Source organism: Paenibacillus sp. VCA1, from assembly GCF_031583795.1.
Lineage (GTDB): Bacteria > Bacillota > Bacilli > Paenibacillales > Paenibacillaceae > Paenibacillus_AQ > Paenibacillus_AQ albilobatus.
Genome location: NZ_JAVLSX010000002.1, coordinates 327,631 through 352,093, shown reverse-complemented (window position 1 = coordinate 352,093; position 24,463 = coordinate 327,631). Strand labels below are relative to the sequence as shown.

Genomic DNA, 24,463 nt, shown 5'->3' with positions numbered 1-24,463 from the left:
TACAATCAAGGAAGATTTTTGGGCAATGATACACATGAGGATTTTGCAAGAATCCAAAGAGCGACTTCAATCAACAATATATAGAACGAAACGGTCTCGTTCGTCTATATACTGGACCAGGGAGCGGCCGGAATCGAATTTTGCAAAATCCTGACATAGGAAACGGAAGATTCAAACAGGTACGATAATAGGAGGCAGACCTCATGAATGTAGTAACAGATTCGCTGAAGAGCGGCTCGGCTCTCGCAGACGATTATATAAACCATTATGCGCGGGTGCAGGATCTGTACGGTGCGGATTTCCGCGAGGATGCGGCATGGTCGCGCCGTGCGGAGTGGCTGGATGCATCCGAAGAAACCCGTATCGACAGAAAAGCGCTCGTAGCTTGTCTCAGACGATACAATAACAAGCATAACGACCATCAAGAGGTACATAACTCGCTCGACTTGCTTGAGCAGGCAGGTACGCTCGCGGTTGTTGGCGGACAGCAGAGCGGGCTGTTTACCGGTTCGCTGCTTGTCGTGTACAAGGCGCTCACGATCGTGCTTGCGGCCAAAGAAGCTGCGGAGCGGCTGAAGCGTCCCGTCGTTCCGGTGTTTTGGATCGCCGGGGAGGATCATGACTGGGAAGAAGTGAACCATACGTACGTCATGACGCCGGAGCTTCAGGTCGCCAAAATCAAAATGGATGCCGCTCCGGGCCCGCGCGGTCCGGTCAGTCAGCTCGAAGTATCCAACGAGCGGTGGAAACGTTCGCTGGACCATTTGGCCTCGCTGCTGCCCGACAGCGTCAACAAGCCGGAAATTATGGACCTGCTGCATCAAACGGCCGAAGCTTCGGGCAATTTGAGCGATGCCTTCGCCAAACTGCTGGGCCGTCTTTTCGGCGAATCGGGCCTTATTTTGCTGGATTCGGCGGACCCGGCATTGCGGCGGCTGGAAATCCCGGTATTCGAACGGATGATCAAGCAAAATGATGAGCTTGGCGAGACGTACCAGACGGCGGCGGACCGCATAACAGGCCTGGGCTATCCGCTGCAGGCGGAAGTTGCGGCGGATGGCGCGAACCTCTTTTATATTTATGAAGGAAACCGGCTGCTGCTGTATAAACATGACGATGTTTTCGCGGACCGCAAAGGCATCGTCAGCTTTACGAAGGAACAGCTGGAAATCGAACTCGCGAACCATCCGGAGCGGTTCAGCAACAACGTGCTGACGCGGCCGCTGATGCAGGATTCCCTGCTGCCGGTGCTTTGTACCGTGCTGGGGCAAGGGGAAATTTCCTATTGGGCGATCACGAAGGACGCTTTTGCCGTGCTCGGCCTGCAAATGCCGATTTTGCTGCCAAGAATGTCCTTTACGCTCGTCAGCGGAACGGTTCGGAAGCAGATGAACCAGTTCGGCTTGACGTTCCAGGACGTTCAGCACCGTTTGGGCGAAGCGCGCCAAAGCTGGCTGAACGCCCAAGCGGATCTCCACATCGAACCAAGGTTCGAAGAGACGCGGGCCGCCTTCGAAAAGCTGTACGATCCGCTGATCGGCGAGCTCGGCACCATCCAGTCCGGCCTGCTGCCGCTCGGGGAGAAAAACAAAAGCAAAATTTTGGAGCAAATCGCTTACCTTGAACGCAAGACGAAGCAGGCGCTGGAAAAACGGCATGAAGCGGCGCTACGCCAATGGGACCACATCGCCGTATCGCTGTTCCCGAACGGCAAACCCCAGGAGAGAGTTTACAACATTTTCTACTATATAAACCGCTATGGCTTCGGCTGGCTTCAAGACGTTATCGGAAGCTGTACGCGTTATACGCCGGAACATCAAATCATCGAAATGTAGCAAATTGTTGCAAAAGTGAAGCAAACCATTTGACGAGGAGGTTTTTCATGAGCACGTTGTCCTTGAAAAACAGCATTGTGAAGGATATGTCTTTGGCCCCGGAGGGCCATCTGAAAATCGATTGGGCTTCGGCCCACATGCCGGTATTGAACCAAATCCGCAAGCAGTTTGAAGCCGAACAACCTTTCAAAGGGCTCAAAGTAACGATCGCGCTTCATCTGGAAGCCAAAACCGCTTATTTGGCGAAAGTGGTGAAGGCGGGAGGCGCGGAAGTGACGATTACGGGCAGCAACCCGCTTTCCACGCAGGACGACGTCTGTGCGGCGCTGGTGGAAGACGGCGTAACGGTGCTGGCCAAATACAATCCTGATCCGGACGAATACAAAAGCTTCCTCATTCAGGCATTGGAAACGAAACCGGATCTGATCATCGACGACGGCGGCGACCTGGTCACCATTCTGCATTCGGAGCGTCCGGACCTGCTGGAGACGATCCGCGGCGGGGCGGAAGAGACGACGACGGGCATCATCCGCCTGAAAGCGCTGGAGAAGGAAGGTTTGCTGAAGCTGCCGATGGTAGCCGTAAATGACGGGTATTGCAAATACCTGTTCGATAACCGCTACGGCACGGGACAATCGGTGTGGGATGCGATTAACCGCACCACCAACCTAGTCGTCGCCGGCAAAACGGCCGTCGTCGTCGGTTACGGCTGGTGCGGCAAAGGGGTGGCGATGCGGGCCAAAGGCCTTGGCGCCAAAGTCATCGTGACCGAAGTCGATCCGATCCGCGCCGTTGAGGCCCATATGGACGGGTTTGAAGTGATGCCGATGATCGAGGCGGCAAAACGCGGCGATTTCTTCGTGACCGTCACCGGCAACCGCGACGTCATTGCCGGGGAGCATTTTGACGTCATGAAGGATGGCGCGATTTTGTGCAATGCCGGCCATTTCGACGTGGAAGTCAACAAAGTGGACATGGCCAGCCGGGCTGCTTCCATCCGAACCGTCCGCCGCAACATCGAGGAATACGAGCTGAAGGACGGTCGCAAGCTGTATCTGCTGGCGGAAGGACGCCTCGTCAACCTGGGCGCGGGAGACGGGCATCCGGCGGAAATTATGGACATGACGTTTGCGCTTCAGGCAATGTCCCTGAAATACGTGAACGACAACTATAAAACGATCGGCGCCAAGGTGCTAAACGTGCCGCTTGAAATTGATCAGCAGGTAGCCCGCTACAAGCTGGAGAGCCTGGGCATCGGACTCGATTCGTTGACCAAGGCGCAGATCGAATATTTGGACAGCTGGACGACGCAGGAATGAAGGAAATTCATGGTTAGAGATTTCTCTCGAATAACCCCCTTGAATCCTTATGGATCAAGGGGGTTATTGCGTTTGGGCAAAGGAGGGCGGCTGGATTTATATCCAAAAAAACACAGGCGTCAAGAAGGATTTTGATTTTGGGTGGCGAATCTAGTATCCTTAAGTGGTGGAAAGTGGTGCAAAGTGGGGATTTAGGGTAAGGAGTTGATTGGCCGAAATGTTTATGGGTGAGTTTCAACACAGCATTGATGATAAAGGCCGTTTGATCATTCCTGCCAAATTCCGCGAGCTTCTGGGCTCCTCATTTGTCATCACCCGCGGCTTGGACCAGTGCCTTTTCGTATACCCGATGAACGAATGGAGCGTTCTCGAGCAGAAGCTCAAATCGCTCCCGCTTATGAAATCGGATGCCCGCGCATTTACCCGCTTCTTTTTCTCGGGGGCGACGGAATGCGAGTGGGACAAACAGGGAAGGGTAAATTTACCGGGGAATCTTCGCGGGTACGCCGGACTTGACAAGGAATGCGTGATCATCGGCGTATCGAATCGCGTGGAGATTTGGAGCAAGGATACCTGGGAGGCATATTTTCAGCAGTCGGAGGGCACGTTTAACGAAATCGCTGAGAAGCTGGTCGATTTTAATTTCGAATTGTAATAAGTCTGGAGGGCTGCAGCTTGTTTCATCACATCACGGTGCTTAAAGAAGAAGCGACAGAAGGGCTGCACATCAAACGAGACGGCATTTATGTCGACTGTACGCTTGGCGGGGCGGGGCACAGCTCCCTGATCGCATCCAAGCTTGGAGAATACGGCAGGCTGATTGCGCTGGATCAGGACGACTGGGCGCTTGACAATGCCAGGGAAAAGCTTGCTCCCTACGCGGACAAGGTCTCCCTGGTCAAAACGAACTTCCGCCATTTGGAGGAAACGCTGAAAGAACTGGCGGTGCCGATGAAAGACGGCGTACCGCAGGTCGACGGCATTTTGTACGATTTGGGGGTTTCGTCGCCGCAGTTTGACGAAGGGGAACGCGGTTTCAGCTATAACCACGACGCCCCGCTCGACATGCGGATGGACCAATCCTCGGATTTGACGGCCTGGCATATCGTCAATGAATGGCCGGAACAAGAGATCGCAAGAGTTTTATATCAGTATGGGGAAGAGAAATTTTCCCGGCGTATTGCTAAATTCATCATGGAACACCGTGCGCAATCGCCTATTCAAACAACGGGACAGTTGGTCGATATTATTAAAGAAGGAATCCCCGCGGCTGCGCGCAGAACCGGGGGGCATCCGGCGAAACGAAGCTTTCAGGCGCTGCGGATCGCCGTCAACGACGAACTACGGGCGTTCGAGGAATCGCTTCATCAGGCCGTTCGGTGCCTGGCTCCCGGAGGGCGCGTATCCGTCATTACGTTCCATTCGCTGGAAGATCGGATTTGCAAGCAGATTTTTAACGGCTATGTCGGAAAATGCACTTGTCCGCCCGATTTCCCGATGTGCGTCTGCGGCGGCGGGAGGGGCGAGTTGAAGCTGGTCAACCGGAAGCCGATCGTCCCCGGCGAAGAAGAGCTTGAGCAGAACCCGCGGGCGCGTTCGGCGAAGCTGAGGGTTGCCGAGAAACTGTGAACGATGGCAAAAGCGAAACAACCATAAACGATAAAGGTCGCTCTATGCTTGTAATAAGCGTAAGACTAGGATGAAGGGGAAGAAGACATGGCCTATACCCGTGGTAACTTGGCAGTTAAAGAACAAGCACAGACGAAGCGCACATCTCCCGGTTACCGGGAAAAGACGATGGTGGTCACCCGCCGAACGCAACTTCCGATCAAAGAGAAGCTGCTTTATTTGTTCACGATCGTCGTATGCGTCATGATAGCAAGCCTGATCATCTGGCAAAACGCGAACATATACGGGCTGAACAAGCAGTACCAAAAAATCGACAAATCGATCAAGGCTTCGAAGCAGGAAATCAGCCGGCTGACGGTGGAGAAGCAGCAGCTGGAAGTGGGGATCCGCGATAAAGCGAAGCAGATGGGCTTCGAGGAACCCGCCGACGGGCAAGTGATCAACGTCGAACGGTCGCCGATTTCGGCCAAAGGCGGAGACGCCGCAAACGGTTCTGCCGACAAAAAATAGAGCTTGTGAGGTTAAAGTATGGTTAAAAGAATAAAACTTCGCACACTGCTACTAGGAGGATTCATCACCCTCCTTTTTGTTGTTTTGTTTATCCGCATGTTTACGCTGCAAGTCGTTCAAGGCGAGGATTGGCATAAAAAGGGCGTCGCGAAATGGGTGAAGCAATCGCAAATCCCGGCGGAACGGGGAACCATTTCGGACCGGAACGGGGACGCCCTGGCGATTAATGCCCCCGCTTATACGGTCGTGGTCAGCCCGAAAGCGATCCATGCCAACGGGCTTGAGGACATGGTTGTGGATGGGCTTCATCAAGTTTTGGGCAAAAATGTGGATGAGCTGAAGGAGCTTGTGAACGCCAAGGACAGCAAAACGGGGGATTATGCGAAAAGCAAGGAAGTCCGCTACGAAGGCTGGAAAATCGACGAAAACAAAAAAAAGCAGATCGATCAGCTGAACGACAAACTGAAAGAGGAGCTTAAAAAGAGAAAGAAAGGCCAGGAAACGGGCCTTGGCCTGATCAAGGAATCCAAACGCTATTATCCGAAAGGTACGCTCGCCTCCCACGTGCTTGGGTATACGGACCGCGACGGCAAGGCGGTTGCCGGGTTTGAATACATGTTCAACAAAGAATTGGAAGGGACGCCGGGATATCTGAAATACGAGTCGGATACTTCGGGCGACAAGCTTCCCAATTCGAACGAAATCTATCAACCGCCTGTCAATGGTAAAAATTATAAGCTGACGATCGATAATCAGATCCAGTATTATATCGAAGACGCCATGAAAGAAGCTTTTGATAAATATCATCCGATTAGTATGACGGTCATTGCGGCGGATCCCAAGACGATGGAAATACTGGGGATGGCCAATTTGCCGACATTCGACCCGAACAAATATTGGAAAACGAATGATTACTCCGCCTTCATGAATCATGCGATAAAATCGGTTTATGAACCCGGATCGACGTTTAAAATCGTAACTTTGGCTGCTGCCGTTAACGAAAAATTGTTTGATCCAAATGCCAAGTACCAATCCGGCAGCATTCTTGTCAAGGGCTCTAAAAGATACCTCCATGATATCAATAGGGTAGGATGGGGGAAAATCACTTACCTTGAAGGGGTTAAACGTTCCAGTAACGTAGCATTCGTCAAGCTTGGTACAGAACTATTGGGGAAAGAGCGATTGCTTCAATATATCGGAAACTTTGGTTTTGGCAAGAAAACGGGGATAGACCTGCCTGGAGAAACCTCTTGGGCCGTCAATCTCCCGGGTCCCGTTGAGGTTGCGACGGCATCCTATGGACACGGGGTAAACGTCACTCCCATTCAGCAGCTTGTTGCCGTTTCTGCGATTGCAAACGGCGGGAAGTTAATGGAACCGCATATTATCAAAGAGATCGATGATCCGAATACGGGCACAAAAAAAGTAACCCCGCCAGAATTTAAAAAACAGGTTATTACTCCGGAGGCGGCCAAAGAAACCGGCCAATATTTGGAACAGGTCGTAGCGGATCAAGACATCGGCACGGGACGCCATGCTTACATCGACGGTTACCGCGTAGCGGGCAAAACGGGGACGGCCATTAAAAATATTAATGGCCAATACGATAATTCCAAATCGGTCGTATCGTTTATCGGTTATGCCCCTGTGAACGATCCGAAAATCGCCGTCCTGGTCGTCATAGACCAGCCTGACAACGCCACGGTCGGCGGCGGTACGGCTGCCGCACCGGTTTTTAAGAAGATTGTATCGCAGTCACTTCAGTATATGGGGGTACCGAAAAGCACGACCAAACAAGATCCGGACGGCAAGAAAAATACCGCCATTCAAGCGCAAAACCGTCCGCTTGCCCCGGACCTGGTCAACAAAAGTGTGAAAGATGCAGAGAAGCAGCTGCTCAAAGCGGGGATTGCATTCGATACTTTGGGCAAGGGTTCCGCGGTCATGAAGCAGTTTCCTGCCAAAGGCACGCCGATGAGCCCGGGGCAGCATGTTTATTTGTTGACAGAAACCGATAAGACGATGGAAGTTCCCGACTTGACCGGCGAATCGCTGCGCGACGCTTTGGACGTGCTGACGTTGATGAAAGTCGGGGTGAACGTCAGCGGCGAAGGATATGTCACGAGCCAGAAGGTGACGAGCCAAAACGGAAAACGTACGGTGCAGCTGACGTTAAAGCCTTCGGATGCGCCTGACGATAGTAAAGACCGGGGCGAAACCTCGGACGCGGATGGGAAAAACCAGCAGTCCAACGCGCAAACCGGAGCTAACAGGCAGTCTACCGGTACGAATCAATCCTCATTGGGCAGAACCAACGGCAAAAACAAAGATAACTGAGGAACCTGAAAAGTTTTGTCATTTTCGGACAGCTTGTTCTATCCCCTGTTTGTCCCGAATACCATGTTAGGAATAACGGACATGTCGATCTGGATAAGCAGGGAGGTATCAAAAGTGAAGGTTTCGAACGTGACGCGCAGACGCAGACTTCTCGTTAGCTTGGCCGTTCTTTGCTTGCTGTTTGCTGCTATAATAATAAGGCTGGCCTATGTTCAACTGGGCAAAGGGGCGGAGCTTTCGGCGAAAGCGGAGGAGAACTGGAGAAGGCAAATTCCGTCCGTTGCCAAGCGGGGCGAGATTCAGGACCGCAGCGGCGTGCCGCTTGCTTACAACATCAGCTCCCCAACCATCATGGCGGTGCCGGTTCAGGTGAAAGATCCCGACAAAACCGCAAGATTGCTTGCGCCATTGCTCGGGATGACGGAAGAGAAAATCAAAAGCACGATTACCCAAAGGAAGATGAGTGTGAAACTTCAACCCGGTGGACGCAAAATTACGATGGAGCTTGCTCAGAAAATTCGTGATTTAAACCTGCCGGGTATCGTTGTTGCCGAAGACAATAAGCGGTATTATCCTTATGGGGATCTTGCAAGCCATATCCTCGGCTTTACCGGAATCGACAACCAAGGTTTGACGGGCGTCGAGCAGAGATATGACAGCAAGCTGAACGGCATCCAGGGCAGCATCTCCTATCTGTCGGACGCCGGCGGCCGCATTATGCCGGGTTCCTCGGAAAAATACAACGCGCCGAAGGACGGGCTTACTTTGCAGCTTACGCTTGACAAGTCCATCCAGTCGATCATGGAGCGCGAGCTGGACCAGGCCATGGTGCAGTATCAGGCCAGGGGCGCCTGGTCGATCGCGATGAATCCGAAGACGGGCGAAATTTACGCGATGGCGAGCAGGCCCGGATACGAGCCGGGCAATTATAAGCAATACGCGTCCGAGGTCATTAACCGCAACCTGCCGATCTGGATGACCTACGAGCCCGGTTCGACCTTCAAAATCATCACGCTGGCGGCGGCGCTGCAGGAGAAGAAAGTCGACCTGAAAAACGAGCGTTTTTTTGATCCGGGATACATCAAAATCGGCGGGGCCACGCTGAAATGCTGGAAACGCGGCGGCCATGGCAGCGAAACTTTCCTGCAGGTGGTCGAAAATTCCTGCAACCCCGGCTTTGTCACGTTGGGCAACCGGCTCGGGAAAGACACGTTGTTCAAATATATCCGCGATTTCGGCTTCGGTTCGAAAACGGGCATCGACTTGAACGGCGAGGAGAACGGGATTTTGTTCAAACCGTCCCGCGTCGGCCCCGTCGAATTGGCGACCACGGCGTTCGGCCAGGGCGTATCCGTCACGCCGATTCAGCAGGTGGCGGCGGTTTCGGCGGCCATCAACGGCGGGTACCTGTATAAGCCGTTTGTGGCCAAAGCCTGGGTGAATCCGGATACGGGCGAGGTCGTCAGCGAAAACAAACCGCAGCTGGTCAGACAGGTGATCTCCGAAGAGACGTCGAAGCAGGTCCGCGAAGCGCTGGAAAGCGTCGTGGCCAACGGCACCGGACGCCCAGCCTTTATCGACGGCTACCGGGTCGGAGGCAAGACGGGTACCGCGCAGATCGTCGTCAACGGCCGCTATTCCGCCACGGAGCACATCGTGTCATTTATCGCGTTCGCGCCGGCGGACGACCCGCAAATCGTCGTTTACACGGCGGTGGACAATCCGGCGGGCATCCAATTCGGGGGCGTCGTGGCCGCGCCGATCGTGCAAAACATTTTGCGGGATTCCCTTCAGGTGCTGAACGTGCCTCCGCGCAAGGATCAGCTGCCGAAGGCATATAAATACGGCGATACGCCGATCGTTACGGTGCCGGACTTGGTCGGGGCCACCGTGCAGGATTTGTACGAGGATTTGAACATGAACTTCGTGTTGTCCAAATCGGGCACGGGCAACACGGTCGTCAGCCAGGCGCCGAAACCGGGCAGCCGGGTGGAACGGGGCTCGACGATCCGCATTTACATGGGGACCGACCCGGACACGAACGAGCCGAACAAAGCTGCCGATTAAAGGTCTGAATCATTGCAGCAATGGACGATAATAGAAACTAGAGCGAGGGATACGTAATGAAACTGAATGAACTGGCTTCAACACTAACAATTGCACAAATCAAAGGGAGCGGGGACATCACCATCACCGGTCTTCAGACCGACTCGCGCAAGGTGGCGCCCGGAGACGTGTTCATTTGCTTGCCCGGGCATACGGTGGACGGCCATGAATTCGCCGGGCAGGCGGCCGAAAAAGGCGCGGTTGCGCTTGTGGTCGAACGGGAACTGGATATCGAACTGCCGCAGGTTATCGTCAAGGACAGCCGTTACGCGATGGCCGTCATGGCGGATGCGTTTTTCGGCTCGCCAAGCTCGCACATGAAAATGATCGGCGTCACCGGAACCAACGGGAAAACGACGACCACCTACCTGATCGAAAAGATGATGAACGACCATGACATTCCGACCGGTCTGATCGGCACGATCCAGACCCGCTACGGCGGCCGCACGTTTCCGATGTCCGGCACGACCCCGGAAGCGCTCGAGCTGCAGCGTTCCTTGGACGACATGTCGGCAGGCGGCGTGCAGTGCTGCGTAATGGAGGTTTCCTCCCATGCGCTCGAGCAAGGACGGGTAAAAGGGACCGATTTCCGCACGGCGATCTTTACGAACCTGACCCAGGATCACCTCGACTACCATAACACCATGGAGGAGTACAGAGCCGCGAAAGGCCTCTTTTTCTCCCGGCTCGGCAACAAATTCGGGCGTCAGGAAAGCGAGCGGAAATTCGCCGTTTTAAACGCCGACGACGAAGCATCGCAATATTTCGCCAAGATTACGGCTGCGGAGGTCATTACATACGGCTTGGACGAAAAAGCGGACGTGCGCGCCTCGAACATTTCCGTCACCGCCCAGGGCACGTCTTTCCATGTGGACACGTTCCGGGGCAGCGCCGACATCCAGCTGAAAATGGTCGGCAAATTCAACGTATACAACGCGCTGGCGGCGATTACGGCCGGACTTGTGGAAGGGCTTGAGCTTGACGGCATCAAGCGCAGCCTGGAATCGGTGCCGGGCGTGGACGGCCGCGTGGAGGCGGTGGACGAAGGCCAGCCGTTTGCGGTGATCGTCGATTACGCGCATACCCCGGACGGACTGGAGAACGTGCTGAAAACCGTCAATGAGTTTGCGAAGGGCCGCGTCATTACCGTCTTTGGCTGCGGCGGCGACCGCGACCGTACGAAGCGCCCGCTGATGGGCAAGCTTGCGGCGAAATACAGCGATTTCGTTATGGTGACTTCGGACAATCCGCGGACGGAAAACCCGGACCTGATCCTGAAGGACATCGAGGCGGGGCTCATCGAAGAATCCGTTCCGCAGGACAAATACCGGCTCATCGTGGACCGGCGGGCGGCCATACAAAAGGCTATTGAAATGGCAAGCCCCGACGATGTAGTATTGATTGCGGGGAAAGGTCATGAGACCTACCAAATCATTGGACATACGAAATACGATTTTGACGATCGGGTAGTGGCCAAGGAAGCGATAAGGGGTATGAACAAGTGATTACGAAGAAGCTGGACGAAGTGGCGGTCATGTGCGGAGGAAATCTTGCGCATGACCATGATTGTGATATACGGGTAAAGGGGGTCTTTACGGATTCCCGCAAAATCGAATCCGGCAGGCTGTTCGTGCCGCTGGTGGGCGAGAAATTCGACGGCCACGCCTTTGCCGCGGCCGCGCTTGAAGGCGGCGCAGGCGCCGTGTTATGGCAGCGGGACCGCGGCCTTCCGCCGGCGGGGCCGGCCATTGTCGTTGAGGATACGCTCGCCGCGCTGCAGGCGCTGGCCAAAGCCTACCTGGCGGAAGTCGGCTGCCGCGTCGTCGGCATTACCGGCAGCAACGGCAAAACGACGACGAAGGATATGGTGTACGCGCTGCTCGGCACTTCTTTCAAGGTTCACAAAACCGGCGGGAACTTCAACAACCATATCGGCCTGCCGCTGACGATTCTCGAAATGCCGCAGGATACGGAAATCGCGGTGCTGGAGATGGGCATGAGCGGACGCCACGAGATCGAAAGCTTGTCGGCGATCGCTTCGCCGGAAGTAGCCGTCATTACGAACATCGGCGAAGCCCATCTGCTGCAGCTCGGGTCGAGGCATGAAATCGCCCGCGCCAAGGTCGAGATCATAAGCGGCATGAAGCCGGGCGGTCTGCTGGTTTACCACGGCGATGAGCCGCTGATTCCGCTTGTGCTGGATGAGCCGGAGACGGTAAAACCGGAAGGGCTGAAGACTTTTACGTTCGGCATGGATCCGGATAAAAACGACGATTACCCGACCGGGATGATGTTCCACGGCAAAGGCGTCATTTTCACTACCCACAGGCATCCAGAGGAAGGCCTCGACCTGCCGCTGCTCGGACAGCATAACGTCATCAACTGTCTGGCCGCGCTTGCGGTCGCGGATTATTTCGGCATCGGCAAGGACGGCATTCGCAAGGGACTGTCCGGCCTGCGCCTGACGGGGATGCGGATTGAGCAGATTACGGCGCCAAGCGGGCTTACCGTTCTGAACGACGCATACAACGCCAGTCCGCTGTCGATGAAGGCGGCAATCGACGTGCTGGACAGCCTCAAAGGACATCGCCGGAAGATCGCCGTTCTAGGGGACATGCTTGAGCTTGGGCCGAAAGAGCTCGAGTTCCATGCGGAAGTCGGCGAATATGCGGCGGACGGCAAAGTCGACATGCTGTACACGTTCGGAGCGCTGTCGGAGGAAACGGCGGAAGCGGCCAGACGCAAGCGTCCGGATCTTCCCGTCTATCATTTTTCCGATAAAGAAGAACTCGCCTCCCATCTTGCCGGGCAAGTTCATCCGAAAGACATCGTGCTAATCAAAGCTTCGCGAGGGATGAAAATGGAAGAAATAGTGGATGCTCTTGTCAAAAAAGACTTGCATAACTAAACATAAGGAGGGGGTGAATCCATGGATTATCAATTGCTGCTGCTGACGATAGGCGTTTCATTTATTCTCGCGATCATTGCCGCTCCTCTCCTCATTCCGCTTTTGAGGCGGCTGAAATTTGGACAGCAGGTTCGCGACGACGGCCCGCAAAGCCATTTGAAAAAAGCCGGCACGCCCACGATGGGCGGTATCGTAATCATTTTGGCTTTTACGCTGTCTTTCTTGAAATTTTCGGTCATCAACACCGATTTTTACGTACTGCTGGTGGCTACGCTCGGATTCGGACTTATCGGGTTTCTCGACGATTATATCAAAATCGTGTTTAAGCGCTCGCTGGGTTTGACGGCGCGCCAAAAGCTGATCGGCCAGCTGCTGTTTTCGGCGATCATGTGCATTTTGCTGATTCAAAACGGCCACAGCACCGCGATCCACGTTCCGGGAACTTCCTTCTCGTTTGACTGGGGAGGCTGGTTTTATTATCCGTTTATTGTCATCATGATGATGGCTGTCACCAACGCGGTCAATTTTACGGATGGAGTGGACGGTTTGCTGTCCGGCGTCAGCGCCATCGCTTGTGCCGCCTTTGCCCTGGTGGCCATGCAGGCGACGTCGCTGTCCGCGGCCGTTTGCGCCGCGGCGATGATCGGAGCGGTACTCGGATTTCTGGTCTTCAATGCGCATCCCGCCAAAGTGTTTATGGGCGATACCGGTTCACTCGGCATCGGGGGGGCGATCGGCGCCATTGCGATCGTGACCAAAACGGAGCTGCTGTTCATCGTCATCGGCGGCGTGTTCGTCATCGAGATGTTGTCCGTGGTGCTGCAGGTGGCGTCGTTTAAAACGAGAGGCAAACGCATATTTAAAATGAGTCCGATCCACCATCATTTCGAATTGTCGGGATGGTCGGAATGGCGCGTCGTCATAACGTTCTGGCTGGTGAGCATCGTACTCGCGGGCATCGGACTTTACTTGAACAAGGGGTTGTAGAATATGAAGCATCCAGAATCTTACAGAGATCAGGAAGTCGTCGTGCTGGGCCTGGCCAAAAGCGGTGTACAAGTTGCCAAGGTGATGCACAGTTACGGCGCGAAGGTGACCGTCAACGACCAAAAAAACAGAGATCAGTGCCCCGAAGCCGGGGAACTGGAGGCGCTCGGCATTACCGTCATTTGCGGCGGTCATCCGGCGGATCTGGTTCATCCCGGTATTTCTCTGCTTATCAAAAATCCGGGGATTCCTTATAAAGTCGGGCCGGTCAAGCAAGCGCTGGAGCTCGGTATCGAAATCGTCACCGAAGTGGAGGTCGCCTATCATATTTGCAGTGCGCCCATCATCGGCATTACGGGCTCGAACGGCAAAACGACGACCACGACCTGGGTCGGAAACATGCTGGAGGAAGCCGGCATGCGTCCGATCGTGGCGGGGAACATCGGGACGCCGCTTTGCGAAGCCGCGCAAGACGCGGACAGCGGCAACTGGATGGTGACCGAACTGAGCAGCTTCCAGCTGAAAGGAACGAAGGAATTCCGTCCGCGCATCGGATGTTTGCTGAACTTGGCGGAAACGCATCTGGACTACCATGGCGATATGGAGGATTATGTCGCTTCCAAAGCCAAAATGTTCGCCAATCAGGGAGAAGGAGATACCGCAGTCCTCAATTGGGATGATTCGACCTGCCGCGAGCTCGTGCCCTACATCAAGGCGAAGCTACTGCCTTTCTCTACCAACGAGGAGTTGGTGGAAGGCGTCTACGTCAGCCCTTCTTTTATCCAAGGCGTAGAGGACGAAGTTCGGCGCAGCATCGTATACCGGGATGAACACGGCCAAGTCACAGAGATCATCCCCGTGGAGGAAGTCGGTATCCCGGGCCGCTTCAATGTCGCAAATGCGGCGGCCGCCTGCGCGATCGCCATCGCCGCCGGCGTGCCCGCGAACCGGTTAAGAGGGCCGTTGTCCTCCTTCCATGGCGTGGAACATCGATTGGAGTACATCAAGGAACTGAACGGAGTCGCTTATTACAATAATTCGAAAGCGACCAATGCCAAAGCGACGATGATGGCCATAACATCCTTTCATCGTCCGATCGTTTTGATTGCCGGGGGACTGGACCGGGGCTCGGATTACATGGAGCTCGCGCCGGTCTTGTCGGAACGCGTCAAAGCGGTGGTCGCGCTTGGCGAAACGGCGCATAAAATCGCCAACGTGTCGCATCTTGCCGGATTAAAGCATATTGTCGTCGTCGATAATGAGGAGGACGCCGCCGACACGCTTCGCGCAGCCGTAAAGGCAGCGCATGCCGCCGCAGAGCCGGGGGATATCGTGCTTTTGTCTCCCGCCTGCGCCAGCTGGGATATGTTTGCCTCGTATGAGGAGCGTGGACGCATTTTTAAAGAGGCGGTGCATAATCTTTAAGTAGGGGGGTGGATAAGCCCCTACTTTTTCGCAAAAGGTGGCCTCTTCATGAACAAGACACGCCCGGCGCCGGACTTGTGGCTGTTTCTCTGCATCTTGGGACTGCTCACGATCGGCATCATTATGGTATACAGCGCAGGCTCGGTGCTCGCATTCCATGAACATGGGGACTCTTTCTATTTCGTCAAACGCCAGCTGCTTTTTGCTGGACTTGGACTTGTAGCCATGTTTTTTACGGCCAGCATCGATTTTCGGATATGGAAAAAATACGCCAAGCTCGCCTTGATCGTCTGCTTCGTCCTGTTGGTCATCGTGTTGATACCGGGGATCGGCGTCGTTCGCGGCGGGGCGCGCAGCTGGCTCGGCATCAGCTCGTTCGGCATCCAGCCGTCCGAATTTATGAAGCTGGGCATGATTTTGTTCCTCTCGAAATGGCTGAGCAGCGACGAGTGGAACATCACCTCGTTCGGCAGGGGCCTGATGCCGCCGCTGGGACTGGTCGGACTAGCCTTCGGCCTGATTATGCTCCAGCCGGATTTGGGTACGGGCACCGTGATGCTGGGAGCTGCGATGATGATCATTTTTACGGCCGGAGCGCGCTTAAGCCATTTGGGCATGTTGGGGTTGGCCGGCGCTGCCGGATTTGTCGGCCTGATTTTGGCCGCGCCTTATCGCCTGAAGCGGATTACCGGGTTTCTCGACCCTTGGTCCGATCCGCTCGGGACGGGTTATCAGATTATTCAATCGTTATACGCCATCGGCCCGGGCGGGCTTGGAGGTTTGGGACTCGGAATGAGCCGTCAAAAGTACAGCTACGTTCCGGAGCCGCAAACGGACTTTATATTTTCGATTTTGGCCGAGGAGCTCGGTTTTATCGGCGGCCTGATCGTGCTGCTCCTGTTTTTGATCCTGGTCTGGCGGGGCATGCGTGTCGCGATGACGATTCCCGACCGTTTCGGCAGCTTGTTTGCGGTAGGCATCGTCGGCATGGTCGCCGTGCAGGTTATCATCAATATCGGCGTCGTCATCGGCCTGATGCCGGTCACGGGGATTACGTTGCCGCTGATCAGCTACGGCGGCTCGTCGCTTACGCTGATGCTGACCGCCCTGGGCATTTTACTTAATCTATCACGTTATGCGAGGTGATCGGCATGCGAGTCGTTCTAACGGGCGGCGGGACCGGGGGGCACATCTACCCGGCTATCGCCGTTGCGAGGCAGTGCGAAGCGGAAGACCCCGATTCTGCGTTTTTATATATCGGCGGCACGAAAGGCTTGGAAAGCAAGCTTGTACCGCAGGAGCAAATTCCTTTTCAATCGATCGACATTACGGGCTTTCGCCGCAAATTGTCGGCGGAAAACATCAAGACGGTCATCCGTTTTTTGAAAGGCGTCAAAGCGTCCAAGCGGATGCTTGCCGAATTCAAACCGGACGTGGTGATCGGCACGGGCGGTTACGTCTGCGGACCGGTCGTTTATGCGGCGGCCAAGCTGGGCATCCCGTCCATCATCCATGAGCAAAACGCCATTCCCGGCTTGACCAACCAGTTCCTGAGCAGGTACGTCAGCACGGTGGCCGTCAGCTTCGAAGGTTCGGAGCGTTCCTTCCCTAAGGCCAAACGCGTCATATACACGGGCAACCCGCGGGCAACCACCGTGCAGTCCGCCAACAGGGAACGGGGATTCGCGTCGCTGGGCATTCCGATGGACAGTTCGGTCGTGCTTGTCGTCGGCGGGAGCCGCGGGGCAAAAGCGATCAACGACGCGATGATCGAAATGGCTCCGCAGCTTCAGAAGCTCAAACACATTCATTTTGTTTATGTGACGGGCGAGCAATATTTCGATAAGACGCGTGAAGAGATCCGCGTCAAACTCGGCAGCATGCCGAATCATCTGCATGTGCTTCCTTACGTGCATAACATGCCGGAGGTGCTTGCGGCCACATCGCTGATCGTCAACCGGGCGGGGGCATCCTTCCTGGCTGAAATCAATTCTTTGGGCATTCCCTCGATCCTGATCCCTTCGCCGAACGTGACCAATAACCATCAGGAGGCCAACGCGCGCCAGCTGGAAAAGGCCGGAGCGGCGAAGGTCATTCTGGAGAAGGACTTATCCGGCAAGCGTCTCTTTCAATCTATCGAGGATATCATGGGCGATATTCATGTTCAGCAAAAGATGTCCGAACAATCGAAAAGGCTTGGGAAACCGGATTCGGCGAACCTGATCGTCGAAGAAATGCGCCGCCTCGCATCGGGGCGGTAAAAGGGGCTGGGCGACTGTCACACACTTGTCGCGCGCGACATAAGATACTCTATAATCGTGACAATCACCACCCGAACGCCGGCCCCGCCCGAACTGCGCGGAGTTTGACGCGGCTTTCGGCACGAAGCTGTGGCCTTGATCGAAACGGATGTTCTTTTTTTGTCAGGAGAATGCCGACCGGTTGCCATTAAGCCGCTTTCGCGCACAACTTTCGCCTTGCAAGGCCGAGCACATGGGTCTGATGTGTCACGCAAAAACAAGTCCGCTGAAGGGTTGTACTGGATTTCAGGCCGGTCAAACGACAGCAGAGGACGATCTCATCCTGAAGCATTCATTGTACGAGACTTTGAATCTCCAAGCGGGCAGGCACGGCAGCGGCCTGCAAAGAGAGAATGCGGCGGTTGAGGGGTAAACTCGGAGGTGATACATTGGACAAATTGGTGATTGAGGGTGGGAAATCCCTGTCAGGAACCATACGTATCCATGGAGCAAAAAATGCCGCATTGCCTATTCTGGCAGCGAGCTTGCTGGCCGCAGGCAAAGTTCAGCTGAGCAACGTCCCCCGTCTTCTGGATATCGACGTGATGCTGAACATCCTGGATCGGATCGGCTGCACGACTTTGCGTGATCAGGAGACGGTTGCCTTGGATACGTCGTCCGCCAATTCGTTTCATGTACCGGAAGATTTGATGAAGCAAATGCGCTCCTCCATATTTTTGATGGGGCCGCTGCTTGCGAGGTTCGGAGAGGTTGCCGTCTATCAACCCGGCGGCTGCGCGATCGGCGAGCGGAAAATCGACCTGCATCTTCGGGGGCTGCAGGCGCTGGGAGCCGAGATCGAGGAATTTGATCAGAGAATCATATGCAAAGCCCGCAAGCTAAAAGGGGCGGATATCCATCTGGATTTTCCGAGCGTCGGAGCGACCGAAAACATTATGATGGCCGCCGTGATGGCTGAAGGCACAACCACCATTACCAATGCGGCGCGCGAGCCGGAGATTCAGGACCTGCAAAACTTCCTGAATGCCATGGGCGCGAGCATCATCGGGGCGGGAACGGATACGATCACGATCCAAGGCGTAGACCGGCTTACACCGTGTTCATATACCATTATTCCGGACCGGATCGTAGCCGGAACCGTGATGATCGCCACGGCAGCCACGAGAGGAAACGTGACGTTGACCCACAGCAACCCGGCGCATCTGTCGTCCTTGTTCCACGTCCTCAAGCGGGCCGGTGTTCAAATCAGCACCTGCAATGATATAATAAACGTAAGCAGCATGAGCCGCCCGAAGGCGATCGAACGGATCGTCACTTCGCCTTATCCGTCCTTTCCGACCGACCTGCAGTCGCAGGTGATGGTGCTGCTGTCGCTGGCCGACGGTTTCAGCGTCATGAAGGAGACGGTGTTTGAAGGCAGATTCAAGCATGTCGATGAATTGACGCGAATGGGCGCGGACATATCCACCGACTTAAACTGTGCGTTTATACGAGGTGTGCAGCGGCTGTACGGCGCGACCGTCGAAGCCACGGACCTGAGGGCCGGAGCGGCGCTGGTCATTGCCGGACTGGCCGCCCAAGGGAAAACCATCGTCGAACAAGTTCATCACATTGACAGAGGTTACGAACATATCGAGCTGCTCTTTCAAAAGCTGGGAGCTGACATCCACCGGTTATCGCCGGTGCCCAGACCGCTAGATTTAGCAAATTAACGCCATGCTTATCCCCTCCCTCCCGCGAGAGGGGATAAGAGGTATTTTGTGGAGAGAACCCTATGCCAAAAGCTCACATTCCCGTTTTAAAAGAGAACAGGCCCAAGAAAAAAGCCAGCCGGAAAATTATATCCATTTTACTGCTTTTGTTTATCGCGATTTTGGCGGTTTTGTTCTTTCGCTCGCCTGTGAGCCAGGTGACGGAAATCCAATTTACCGGCAATACGTTTTCCTCAAGGGAACAGCTCTTGCAGGCCAGCGGGCTGAAGACGGGAATCCAATATTTCGGCGTCTCGCCTTCCAAGGTCGAAAACCAGCTGCTGCAAATCAAGTCGATTCAAAAAGCTGTCGTGGACAAGCATTTCCCCGGTGAAATCAACGTCAGAATCGAAGAGTACCCTACCGTCGCTTACGAGCTGGGCGAAGGCGGCCGATTGGACGCGATTCTCGCGAACGGCACCAAGGTCGCCGTAAACAGCAGCGGCATTGCCGTGGAGAAGCCGATCCTTACCAAATGGAGTCCGAACGATCCGAACAAAGCGGAGCTGTGCAAGGCGCTGGGGCAAATCCCGAATGAGCTGATCTCCGACATTTCGGAGATTATTCCGTCGCCGACCGCTTCCTTTCCCGACCGGATCAAGATGTATACGCGATCGCGATTCGTGGTGATTACAGCCATCTCTCTATTGGGCGACAAGATCGAATATTTGAACCAGGTGATCGAGAATGCCCAGCCGGGGACGATCACGATGCTGGAAGCCGACACGTATACGCCGTTTGAGACTCCCGGTGGCGAAGAGTCGGACCAAAATGGCACTACTCACGGCAATTAAAAAATGCTACAATTAACTTTATGGGTTATCTATACCGTTTGAACTAAATTTTGTTTGTTTTTCGATCAAAACGATGCTAACAGCGGGGGACCGATCATTCTTTCGGACTTTCCGCGCTTAAAAATCTCCCTCTTTTTTCTTTTGATTTTTAGCCTGTTATACTAAATGTTGGCAGTCGAAAAATTTGTAGAAAAAAGAGGGAAAGAATATTCTATGTTGAATATGTAAAAACGAGTGTTTTATTCATGGGAAAGATACTATAGAAAACAGGAGGTGCCACGGTTGAGCAACAATGACATCATTGTTAGTTTGGACATCGGTACATCCAAAGTTCGTGCTATTATTGGGGAAGTGAATAATGGAACCTTTAATATTATTGGAGTTGGATCTGCCGACTCGGAAGGAATTCGTAAAGGTGCAATTGTAGATATTGACCAGACTGTACAATCCATCCGTAGTGCCGTGGATCATGCGGAGCGTATGGTCGGTATTGAAATATCGGAAGTATATGTCGGCATTTCAGGCAACCATATCGGACTTCAATCCAGCCACGGCGTCGTGGCAGTATCGAACGAGGATCGGGAAATCGGCGAGGAGGACATTGAACGCGTGCTTAAGGCCGCCGAAGTGGTCGCTCTTCCGCCTGACCGGGAAATCATTGATGTAGTTGCAAAACAATACGTCGTTGACGGTTTGGAGGGAATTCAGGATCCGCGCGGCATGATCGGCGTCCGCCTGGAGGTGGAGGCAATCATCATTACCGGCGCGAAGACCGCGATACATAATCTTTTGCGCTGTGTTGAAAAATCAGGCTTGAAAATCAAGGATCTGGTGCTGATGTCTTTGGGCGCGGGCCAGCTTGCATTGTCCAAAGACGAAAAAACGATGGGGTCGGTCCTTGTGGATATCGGTGCCGGTTCCACGACCATCGCCATCTTCGAAGGCGGCACGATGATTTCGACTTCAACGCTGCCGATCGGCGGCGAGTTCGTGACGAACGACATCGCTTACGGGCTTCGGACGTTGACGGATCAGGCGGAAAAGGTGAAGCTCAAATACGGCTGCGCTTTGATGGCCGATGCCGCGCCCGACGTTACGTTCAAGGTGGTCCGGATCGGCAGCAACGTCGAAAAGGAATTCAACCAAGAAGACCTGGCAGCCATCGTGGAACCGCGGGTGCAGGAAATCTTCCATCTCGTTCGCGAAGAGGTCAAGCGTCTCGGTTATGCCGAGCTTCCGGGAGGTTATATCCTTACCGGCGGCACGGTATCCATGCCGGGCGTTTTGCAGGTTGCGCAAGCGGAGCTGGCGGCTTCCGTCAGAATTGCCGTGCCGGATTTCATCGGCGTCAGAGACCCTGGTTACACCAGCGGCGTTGGCATTTTACATAACGTCATCCGCAGTATCCGCGTACGCAGCGGCAGCAGCGCAAACGTGAGCAATGCGGGCAACAAGAAAACAGTGAACCGCCCAAAAGCGAGTCCTGCTACGAATCCGGAGACTGCCCAAAAACCAGGCTTTATTGAACGATTGAAAAATATTTTCAGTGATTTCATATAAGCAGGTTCCATTTAAATAATTGGACGGGCCATCCATGCACAATGAGGGGGAGATGGGAAAGTATGTTGGAATTTGATTTTGAAATGGAGAGCTTGGCGCAAATTAAAGTAATTGGCGTGGGCGGCGGCGGCAGCAATGCCGTGAACCGAATGATCGAAAACGGCGTTCAAGGCGTCGAATTCATCACGGTGAATACGGACGCCCAAGCTTTGCATATGGCCAAATCGGAACATAAACTGCAAATCGGGGATAAACTGACCCGCGGCCTCGGTGCCGGAGCCAACCCTGAAGTAGGGAAAAAGGCGGCCGAAGAGTCGCGCGATCTGATCATGAATACCCTCAAAGGTGCTGACATGGTTTTTGTGACCGCAGGCATGGGCGGGGGAACCGGTACGGGAGCCGCTCCGGTCATCGCCGAAATCGCCAAGGAATGCGGAGCATTGACCGTTGGCGTGGTAACGCGTCCGTTTACATTTGAAGGACGCAAGCGTTCCACCCAGGCTGTGCTCGGTATCGAAGCCTTAAAGGAAAAAGTCGATACACTTATCGTTATTCCGAATGATCGGCTATTAGAAATCGTTGATAAAAAAACACCGATGATGGAGGCATTCCGCGAGGCGGACAACGTGCTGCGTCAAGCGGTACAGGGCATTTCCGACTTGATCAAGGTGCCCGGCCTGATCAACCTTGACTTCGCCGACGTCAAAACGATCATGACCGAACGCGGTTCGGCTTTGATGGGGATCGGCATAGCGACAGGCGAAAACCGTGCAGCCGAAGCTGCACGCAAAGCGATTATGAGCCCGCTGCTCGAAACTTCGATCGAAGGCGCACTCGGCGTCATCATGAACATTACAGGCGGCACCAACCTGTCCCTGTACGAAGTCAACGAAGCGGCCGAAATCGTAACCTCCGCATCCGATCCGGAAGTGAACATGATTTTCGGTGCGATCATTGATGAAGCCATGAAGGACGAAATCAAAGTCACCGTTATCGCGACGGGATTTGAAAACCGCACCCCTGCGCCTCCATCCCGCAAGCCGGGAGCTGCCGCACCTTCTGAACCACCGGCTGCGGAGAACCGCAACAGCACGTCGAACCTTCGTCCGTTCGGCAACCAGACCAGCAGCGACCAATTAGACATTCCGACGTTTTTGCGGAACCGTTCGCGTCAAAAGGACTAATCTCATACCGTATAAGCCAAGACCCGCTTTCCATATTGAATGGAAAGCGGGTCTTTTTTTGAGATGCTGAAGCGCCTATTTAACTTGAATCACCGCGGTTGAAGACGTCCTGGCGGTGTTTTGCTGTTCCGGTTCACGGCGAACCCAGCTTGTCCACATGCGCCGCCGCCTGGGCAGGATAGGATTCGAGGATCAAGCCGTCCGGAATGGCGATGCTGACCTGGTCTCCTTTTTCGACCGCATCATAATCGGCTTGGCTCACCGAAAGCCAGATTGCATTCGGCTGAGCGTCCTCCAGGATTTGAGCCAGCGTCATATTTGGATTCTGCACTTTGTCGCGCACCACCAAAATCTTTCCCGGTTTTTTTTCGACAACAAAACCCTCTTTAACGTTCCAGCGGTCATCCGCAACAGATCCGGAGGGCGAAGGTCCCGCTGCGAGAACAAGAAACATAACCATCCAAATCAACCATTTGCTCATGCTTTTTCCTCCAGAAAGCTATGTGTAGAAGTCGGATCAAGCCTTTCTTACATAAACGGTAGGGGGACACGAAATGTTTCAAAGCGTGAGCAAGGAGTTTTCAAATGACTGATTGAAGGTTGCAGCCGAACCTCCGCCGGATCGGTCGCTGCAAAATCGGCCATCGCCTTCTCCTCAAAAATCATCGGAACTCGACAAAAAAAGTTGATGTCCGGCTCCCAATTTTAGACAGACTTTGGATAGGGTTCTTTTTATACTAAATACATCTCCCAAGTCAAAGCCATGATGAACGGTAAAGGTATCATAGCAGATTCGATTAAGAATCCACGTTGCGCAGGCAGGTGATGGGGCTGGTTGTTTATATTGATCTGATTTTCATCACCAATCTGTTGATCGACGGCGCGCTTTTGTGGTTGACCGCCTGGACGAGAAAACAGCGACTGCGGTGGTGGCGCCTTGCGGCGTCGTCGACGGTAGGAGCGCTGTACGTCGTCATGATGTTCCTGCCCGAGCTTTCCTTTATGTATACCTTTATCATCAAATTCGCATTGTCTCTGTTGATGCTCTGGATCGCTTTCGGTTTTGGTAGTCTGCAAAACTATATCCGGAACATGGGAGCTTTTTATATGATCAACTTTGCGGCAGCCGGCGGAATCATCGGTATTCATTATTTGCTGAAAAACACGGGAGAGATTTTTAACGGCATCTGGTTTACGGCTTCGGGAGGACTCTCGTTTGAGCTGAAAATCGGGTTTTGGTTTACGTTTATCATGTGTTTTGCGGTGCTGCTGTGGTTCAAATTCGTTTATTCCACGCGGCGGAAACTGGAGAACAGGCTGGAATACATGGGAGAAGTCCAAGTGGCGATCGGGGATTTTACCGTAACCTGTCCCGGATTGCTTGATACCGGCAACCAGCTGTCGGACCCGCTGACGAGAACCCCTGTAATGGTCATGGAAGCGTCGCTGTGGAAGGAAAAGCTGCCTGCGGCCTGGCTGCAGCGGCTGGACGGGGGAGAACCGGACAAACTGCTGCTAGAGCTGGACGATGCCGATTTCGAATGGCGCGACAGGCTGCGTCTGGTGCCCTACCGGGGCGTCAATCGCGGATCGGCGTTTATGCTTGCCCTGAAACCGGATGCCGTCGAAATACGAATCGGAAATCAGACAAGCCGTTCGTCTAAGGTGTTGATCGGACTGGATGGGGGCAAATTGTCCGGTGACAGATCCTATCAGGCGATCATCCATCCGGAGCTGGTACGGGAGGAAAACGCCGTCAAGGCTGAAGCGAATCTGCCGGTCAACTCTACGTCGGCTCATTTGTAAGGGGAAGCAAGCGGATCATTCGGAAAAGTCCTGCGATGACGGCGGACCTGG

At 54.2% G+C, this 24,463-nt stretch carries 19 protein-coding genes; 18 read left to right on the top strand and 1 reads right to left on the bottom strand.

What is annotated here, in order from left to right; translation table 11 throughout:
* Nucleotides 1-203 precede the first annotated feature (203 nt).
* The 17 genes from bshC (at nucleotide 204) to ftsZ (ending at nucleotide 22,606) form a co-directional block, all read left to right on the top strand.
* Nucleotides 204-1,835 (top strand): bacillithiol biosynthesis cysteine-adding enzyme BshC, encoded by a 1,632-nt coding sequence (gene bshC, locus RJP21_RS05280; RefSeq protein ID WP_310858386.1) that lies wholly within the window; start codon nucleotides 204-206, stop codon nucleotides 1,833-1,835.
* A 47-nt stretch (nucleotides 1,836-1,882) separates the two neighbouring features.
* Entirely contained in the window at nucleotides 1,883-3,154 is a 1,272-nt protein-coding gene (locus RJP21_RS05275) for an adenosylhomocysteinase (RefSeq protein WP_310858385.1), read from the top strand.
* A 217-nt stretch (nucleotides 3,155-3,371) separates the two neighbouring features.
* On the top strand, nucleotides 3,372-3,809 hold the full coding sequence (gene mraZ, locus RJP21_RS05270) for a division/cell wall cluster transcriptional repressor MraZ (protein ID WP_160044645.1): 438 nt from the start codon (nucleotides 3,372-3,374) through the stop codon (nucleotides 3,807-3,809).
* 20 nt (nucleotides 3,810-3,829) lie between these two features.
* Entirely contained in the window at nucleotides 3,830-4,783 is a 954-nt protein-coding gene (gene rsmH / locus RJP21_RS05265) for a 16S rRNA (cytosine(1402)-N(4))-methyltransferase RsmH (protein WP_310858384.1), read from the top strand.
* Between the two features lie 87 nt (nucleotides 4,784-4,870).
* On the top strand, nucleotides 4,871-5,293 hold the full coding sequence (locus RJP21_RS05260) for an FtsB/FtsL family cell division protein (RefSeq protein ID WP_201452228.1): 423 nt from the start codon (nucleotides 4,871-4,873) through the stop codon (nucleotides 5,291-5,293).
* Nucleotides 5,294-5,311: 18 nt separating this feature from the next.
* Complete coding sequence (locus RJP21_RS05255) at nucleotides 5,312-7,630, top strand: penicillin-binding transpeptidase domain-containing protein (protein WP_310858383.1); 2,319 nt, start codon at nucleotides 5,312-5,314, stop codon at nucleotides 7,628-7,630.
* 114 nt (nucleotides 7,631-7,744) lie between these two features.
* Nucleotides 7,745-9,697: a stage V sporulation protein D gene (locus RJP21_RS05250; protein ID WP_310858382.1), complete on the top strand. Its 1,953-nt coding sequence runs from the start codon at nucleotides 7,745-7,747 to the stop codon at nucleotides 9,695-9,697.
* Nucleotides 9,698-9,753: 56 nt separating this feature from the next.
* Nucleotides 9,754-11,241: a UDP-N-acetylmuramoyl-L-alanyl-D-glutamate--2,6-diaminopimelate ligase gene (locus RJP21_RS05245; RefSeq protein WP_310858381.1), complete on the top strand. Its 1,488-nt coding sequence runs from the start codon at nucleotides 9,754-9,756 to the stop codon at nucleotides 11,239-11,241.
* Nucleotides 11,241-12,644 (top strand): UDP-N-acetylmuramoyl-tripeptide--D-alanyl-D-alanine ligase, encoded by a 1,404-nt coding sequence (locus RJP21_RS05240; RefSeq protein WP_310858610.1) that lies wholly within the window; start codon nucleotides 11,241-11,243, stop codon nucleotides 12,642-12,644. Before RJP21_RS05245 ends, RJP21_RS05240 begins: the two co-directional genes overlap by 1 nt.
* A 21-nt stretch (nucleotides 12,645-12,665) precedes the next feature.
* Nucleotides 12,666-13,631 carry a phospho-N-acetylmuramoyl-pentapeptide-transferase gene (mraY, locus tag RJP21_RS05235; protein WP_160044651.1) on the top strand — a complete coding sequence of 322 codons (966 nt, stop codon included), beginning with the start codon at nucleotides 12,666-12,668 and terminating at the stop codon, nucleotides 13,629-13,631.
* Between the two features lie 3 nt (nucleotides 13,632-13,634).
* Nucleotides 13,635-15,056 (top strand): UDP-N-acetylmuramoyl-L-alanine--D-glutamate ligase, encoded by a 1,422-nt coding sequence (gene murD / locus RJP21_RS05230; RefSeq protein ID WP_310858380.1) that lies wholly within the window; start codon nucleotides 13,635-13,637, stop codon nucleotides 15,054-15,056.
* Between the two features lie 48 nt (nucleotides 15,057-15,104).
* Nucleotides 15,105-16,202 (top strand): stage V sporulation protein E, encoded by a 1,098-nt coding sequence (spoVE, locus tag RJP21_RS05225; protein WP_310858379.1) that lies wholly within the window; start codon nucleotides 15,105-15,107, stop codon nucleotides 16,200-16,202.
* 5 nt (nucleotides 16,203-16,207) lie between these two features.
* Nucleotides 16,208-17,317 (top strand): undecaprenyldiphospho-muramoylpentapeptide beta-N-acetylglucosaminyltransferase, encoded by a 1,110-nt coding sequence (murG, locus tag RJP21_RS05220; RefSeq protein ID WP_160044654.1) that lies wholly within the window; start codon nucleotides 16,208-16,210, stop codon nucleotides 17,315-17,317.
* Nucleotides 17,318-17,745: 428 nt separating this feature from the next.
* On the top strand, nucleotides 17,746-19,029 hold the full coding sequence (gene murA, locus RJP21_RS05215; RefSeq protein ID WP_310858378.1) for a UDP-N-acetylglucosamine 1-carboxyvinyltransferase: 1,284 nt from the start codon (nucleotides 17,746-17,748) through the stop codon (nucleotides 19,027-19,029).
* 62 nt (nucleotides 19,030-19,091) lie between these two features.
* On the top strand, nucleotides 19,092-19,862 hold the full coding sequence (locus RJP21_RS05210) for a cell division protein FtsQ/DivIB (protein ID WP_310858377.1): 771 nt from the start codon (nucleotides 19,092-19,094) through the stop codon (nucleotides 19,860-19,862).
* Nucleotides 19,863-20,144: 282 nt separating this feature from the next.
* Nucleotides 20,145-21,422, top strand: a complete 1,278-nt coding sequence (ftsA, locus tag RJP21_RS05205; protein ID WP_160044658.1) for a cell division protein FtsA — start codon at nucleotides 20,145-20,147, stop codon at nucleotides 21,420-21,422.
* Between the two features lie 62 nt (nucleotides 21,423-21,484).
* The gene (gene ftsZ, locus RJP21_RS05200; RefSeq protein ID WP_310858376.1) at nucleotides 21,485-22,606 is read left to right on the top strand and encodes a cell division protein FtsZ; all 1,122 of its coding nucleotides are present in this window, start codon (nucleotides 21,485-21,487) and stop codon (nucleotides 22,604-22,606) included.
* A gap of 133 nt (nucleotides 22,607-22,739) precedes the next feature.
* Here the strand turns inward: ftsZ and RJP21_RS05195 are convergent, their stop codons facing one another.
* On the bottom strand, nucleotides 22,740-23,087 hold the full coding sequence (locus RJP21_RS05195) for a DUF3221 domain-containing protein (RefSeq protein ID WP_310858375.1): 348 nt from the start codon (nucleotides 23,085-23,087) through the stop codon (nucleotides 22,740-22,742).
* 350 nt (nucleotides 23,088-23,437) lie between these two features.
* Here RJP21_RS05195 and spoIIGA point away from each other — a divergent pair, with 350 nt between their 5' ends.
* Nucleotides 23,438-24,412, top strand: a complete 975-nt coding sequence (spoIIGA, locus tag RJP21_RS05190; RefSeq protein WP_310858609.1) for a sigma-E processing peptidase SpoIIGA — start codon at nucleotides 23,438-23,440, stop codon at nucleotides 24,410-24,412.
* The last annotated feature ends 51 nt before the right edge of the window (nucleotides 24,413-24,463 follow it).

Bases quoted from the DNA above. Each gene is read 5' to 3' on its own strand.
- mraZ (WP_160044645.1), top strand. From the start codon at position 3,372: ATGTTTATGGGTGAGTTTCAACACAGCATTGATGATAAAGGCCGTTTG.
- bshC (WP_310858386.1), top strand. From the start codon at position 204: ATGAATGTAGTAACAGATTCGCTGAAGAGCGGCTCGGCTCTCGCAGAC.
- mraY (WP_160044651.1), top strand. From the start codon at position 12,666: ATGGATTATCAATTGCTGCTGCTGACGATAGGCGTTTCATTTATTCTC.
- murD (WP_310858380.1), top strand. From the start codon at position 13,635: ATGAAGCATCCAGAATCTTACAGAGATCAGGAAGTCGTCGTGCTGGGC.
- ftsZ (WP_310858376.1), top strand. From the start codon at position 21,485: ATGTTGGAATTTGATTTTGAAATGGAGAGCTTGGCGCAAATTAAAGTA.
- RJP21_RS05210 (WP_310858377.1), top strand. From the start codon at position 19,092: ATGCCAAAAGCTCACATTCCCGTTTTAAAAGAGAACAGGCCCAAGAAA.
- RJP21_RS05245 (WP_310858381.1), top strand. From the start codon at position 9,754: ATGAAACTGAATGAACTGGCTTCAACACTAACAATTGCACAAATCAAA.
- spoVE (WP_310858379.1), top strand. From the start codon at position 15,105: ATGAACAAGACACGCCCGGCGCCGGACTTGTGGCTGTTTCTCTGCATC.
- murG (WP_160044654.1), top strand. From the start codon at position 16,208: ATGCGAGTCGTTCTAACGGGCGGCGGGACCGGGGGGCACATCTACCCG.
- RJP21_RS05275 (WP_310858385.1), top strand. From the start codon at position 1,883: ATGAGCACGTTGTCCTTGAAAAACAGCATTGTGAAGGATATGTCTTTG.
- RJP21_RS05255 (WP_310858383.1), top strand. From the start codon at position 5,312: ATGGTTAAAAGAATAAAACTTCGCACACTGCTACTAGGAGGATTCATC.
- RJP21_RS05260 (WP_201452228.1), top strand. From the start codon at position 4,871: ATGGCCTATACCCGTGGTAACTTGGCAGTTAAAGAACAAGCACAGACG.
- RJP21_RS05195 (WP_310858375.1), bottom strand. From the start codon at position 23,087: ATGAGCAAATGGTTGATTTGGATGGTTATGTTTCTTGTTCTCGCAGCG.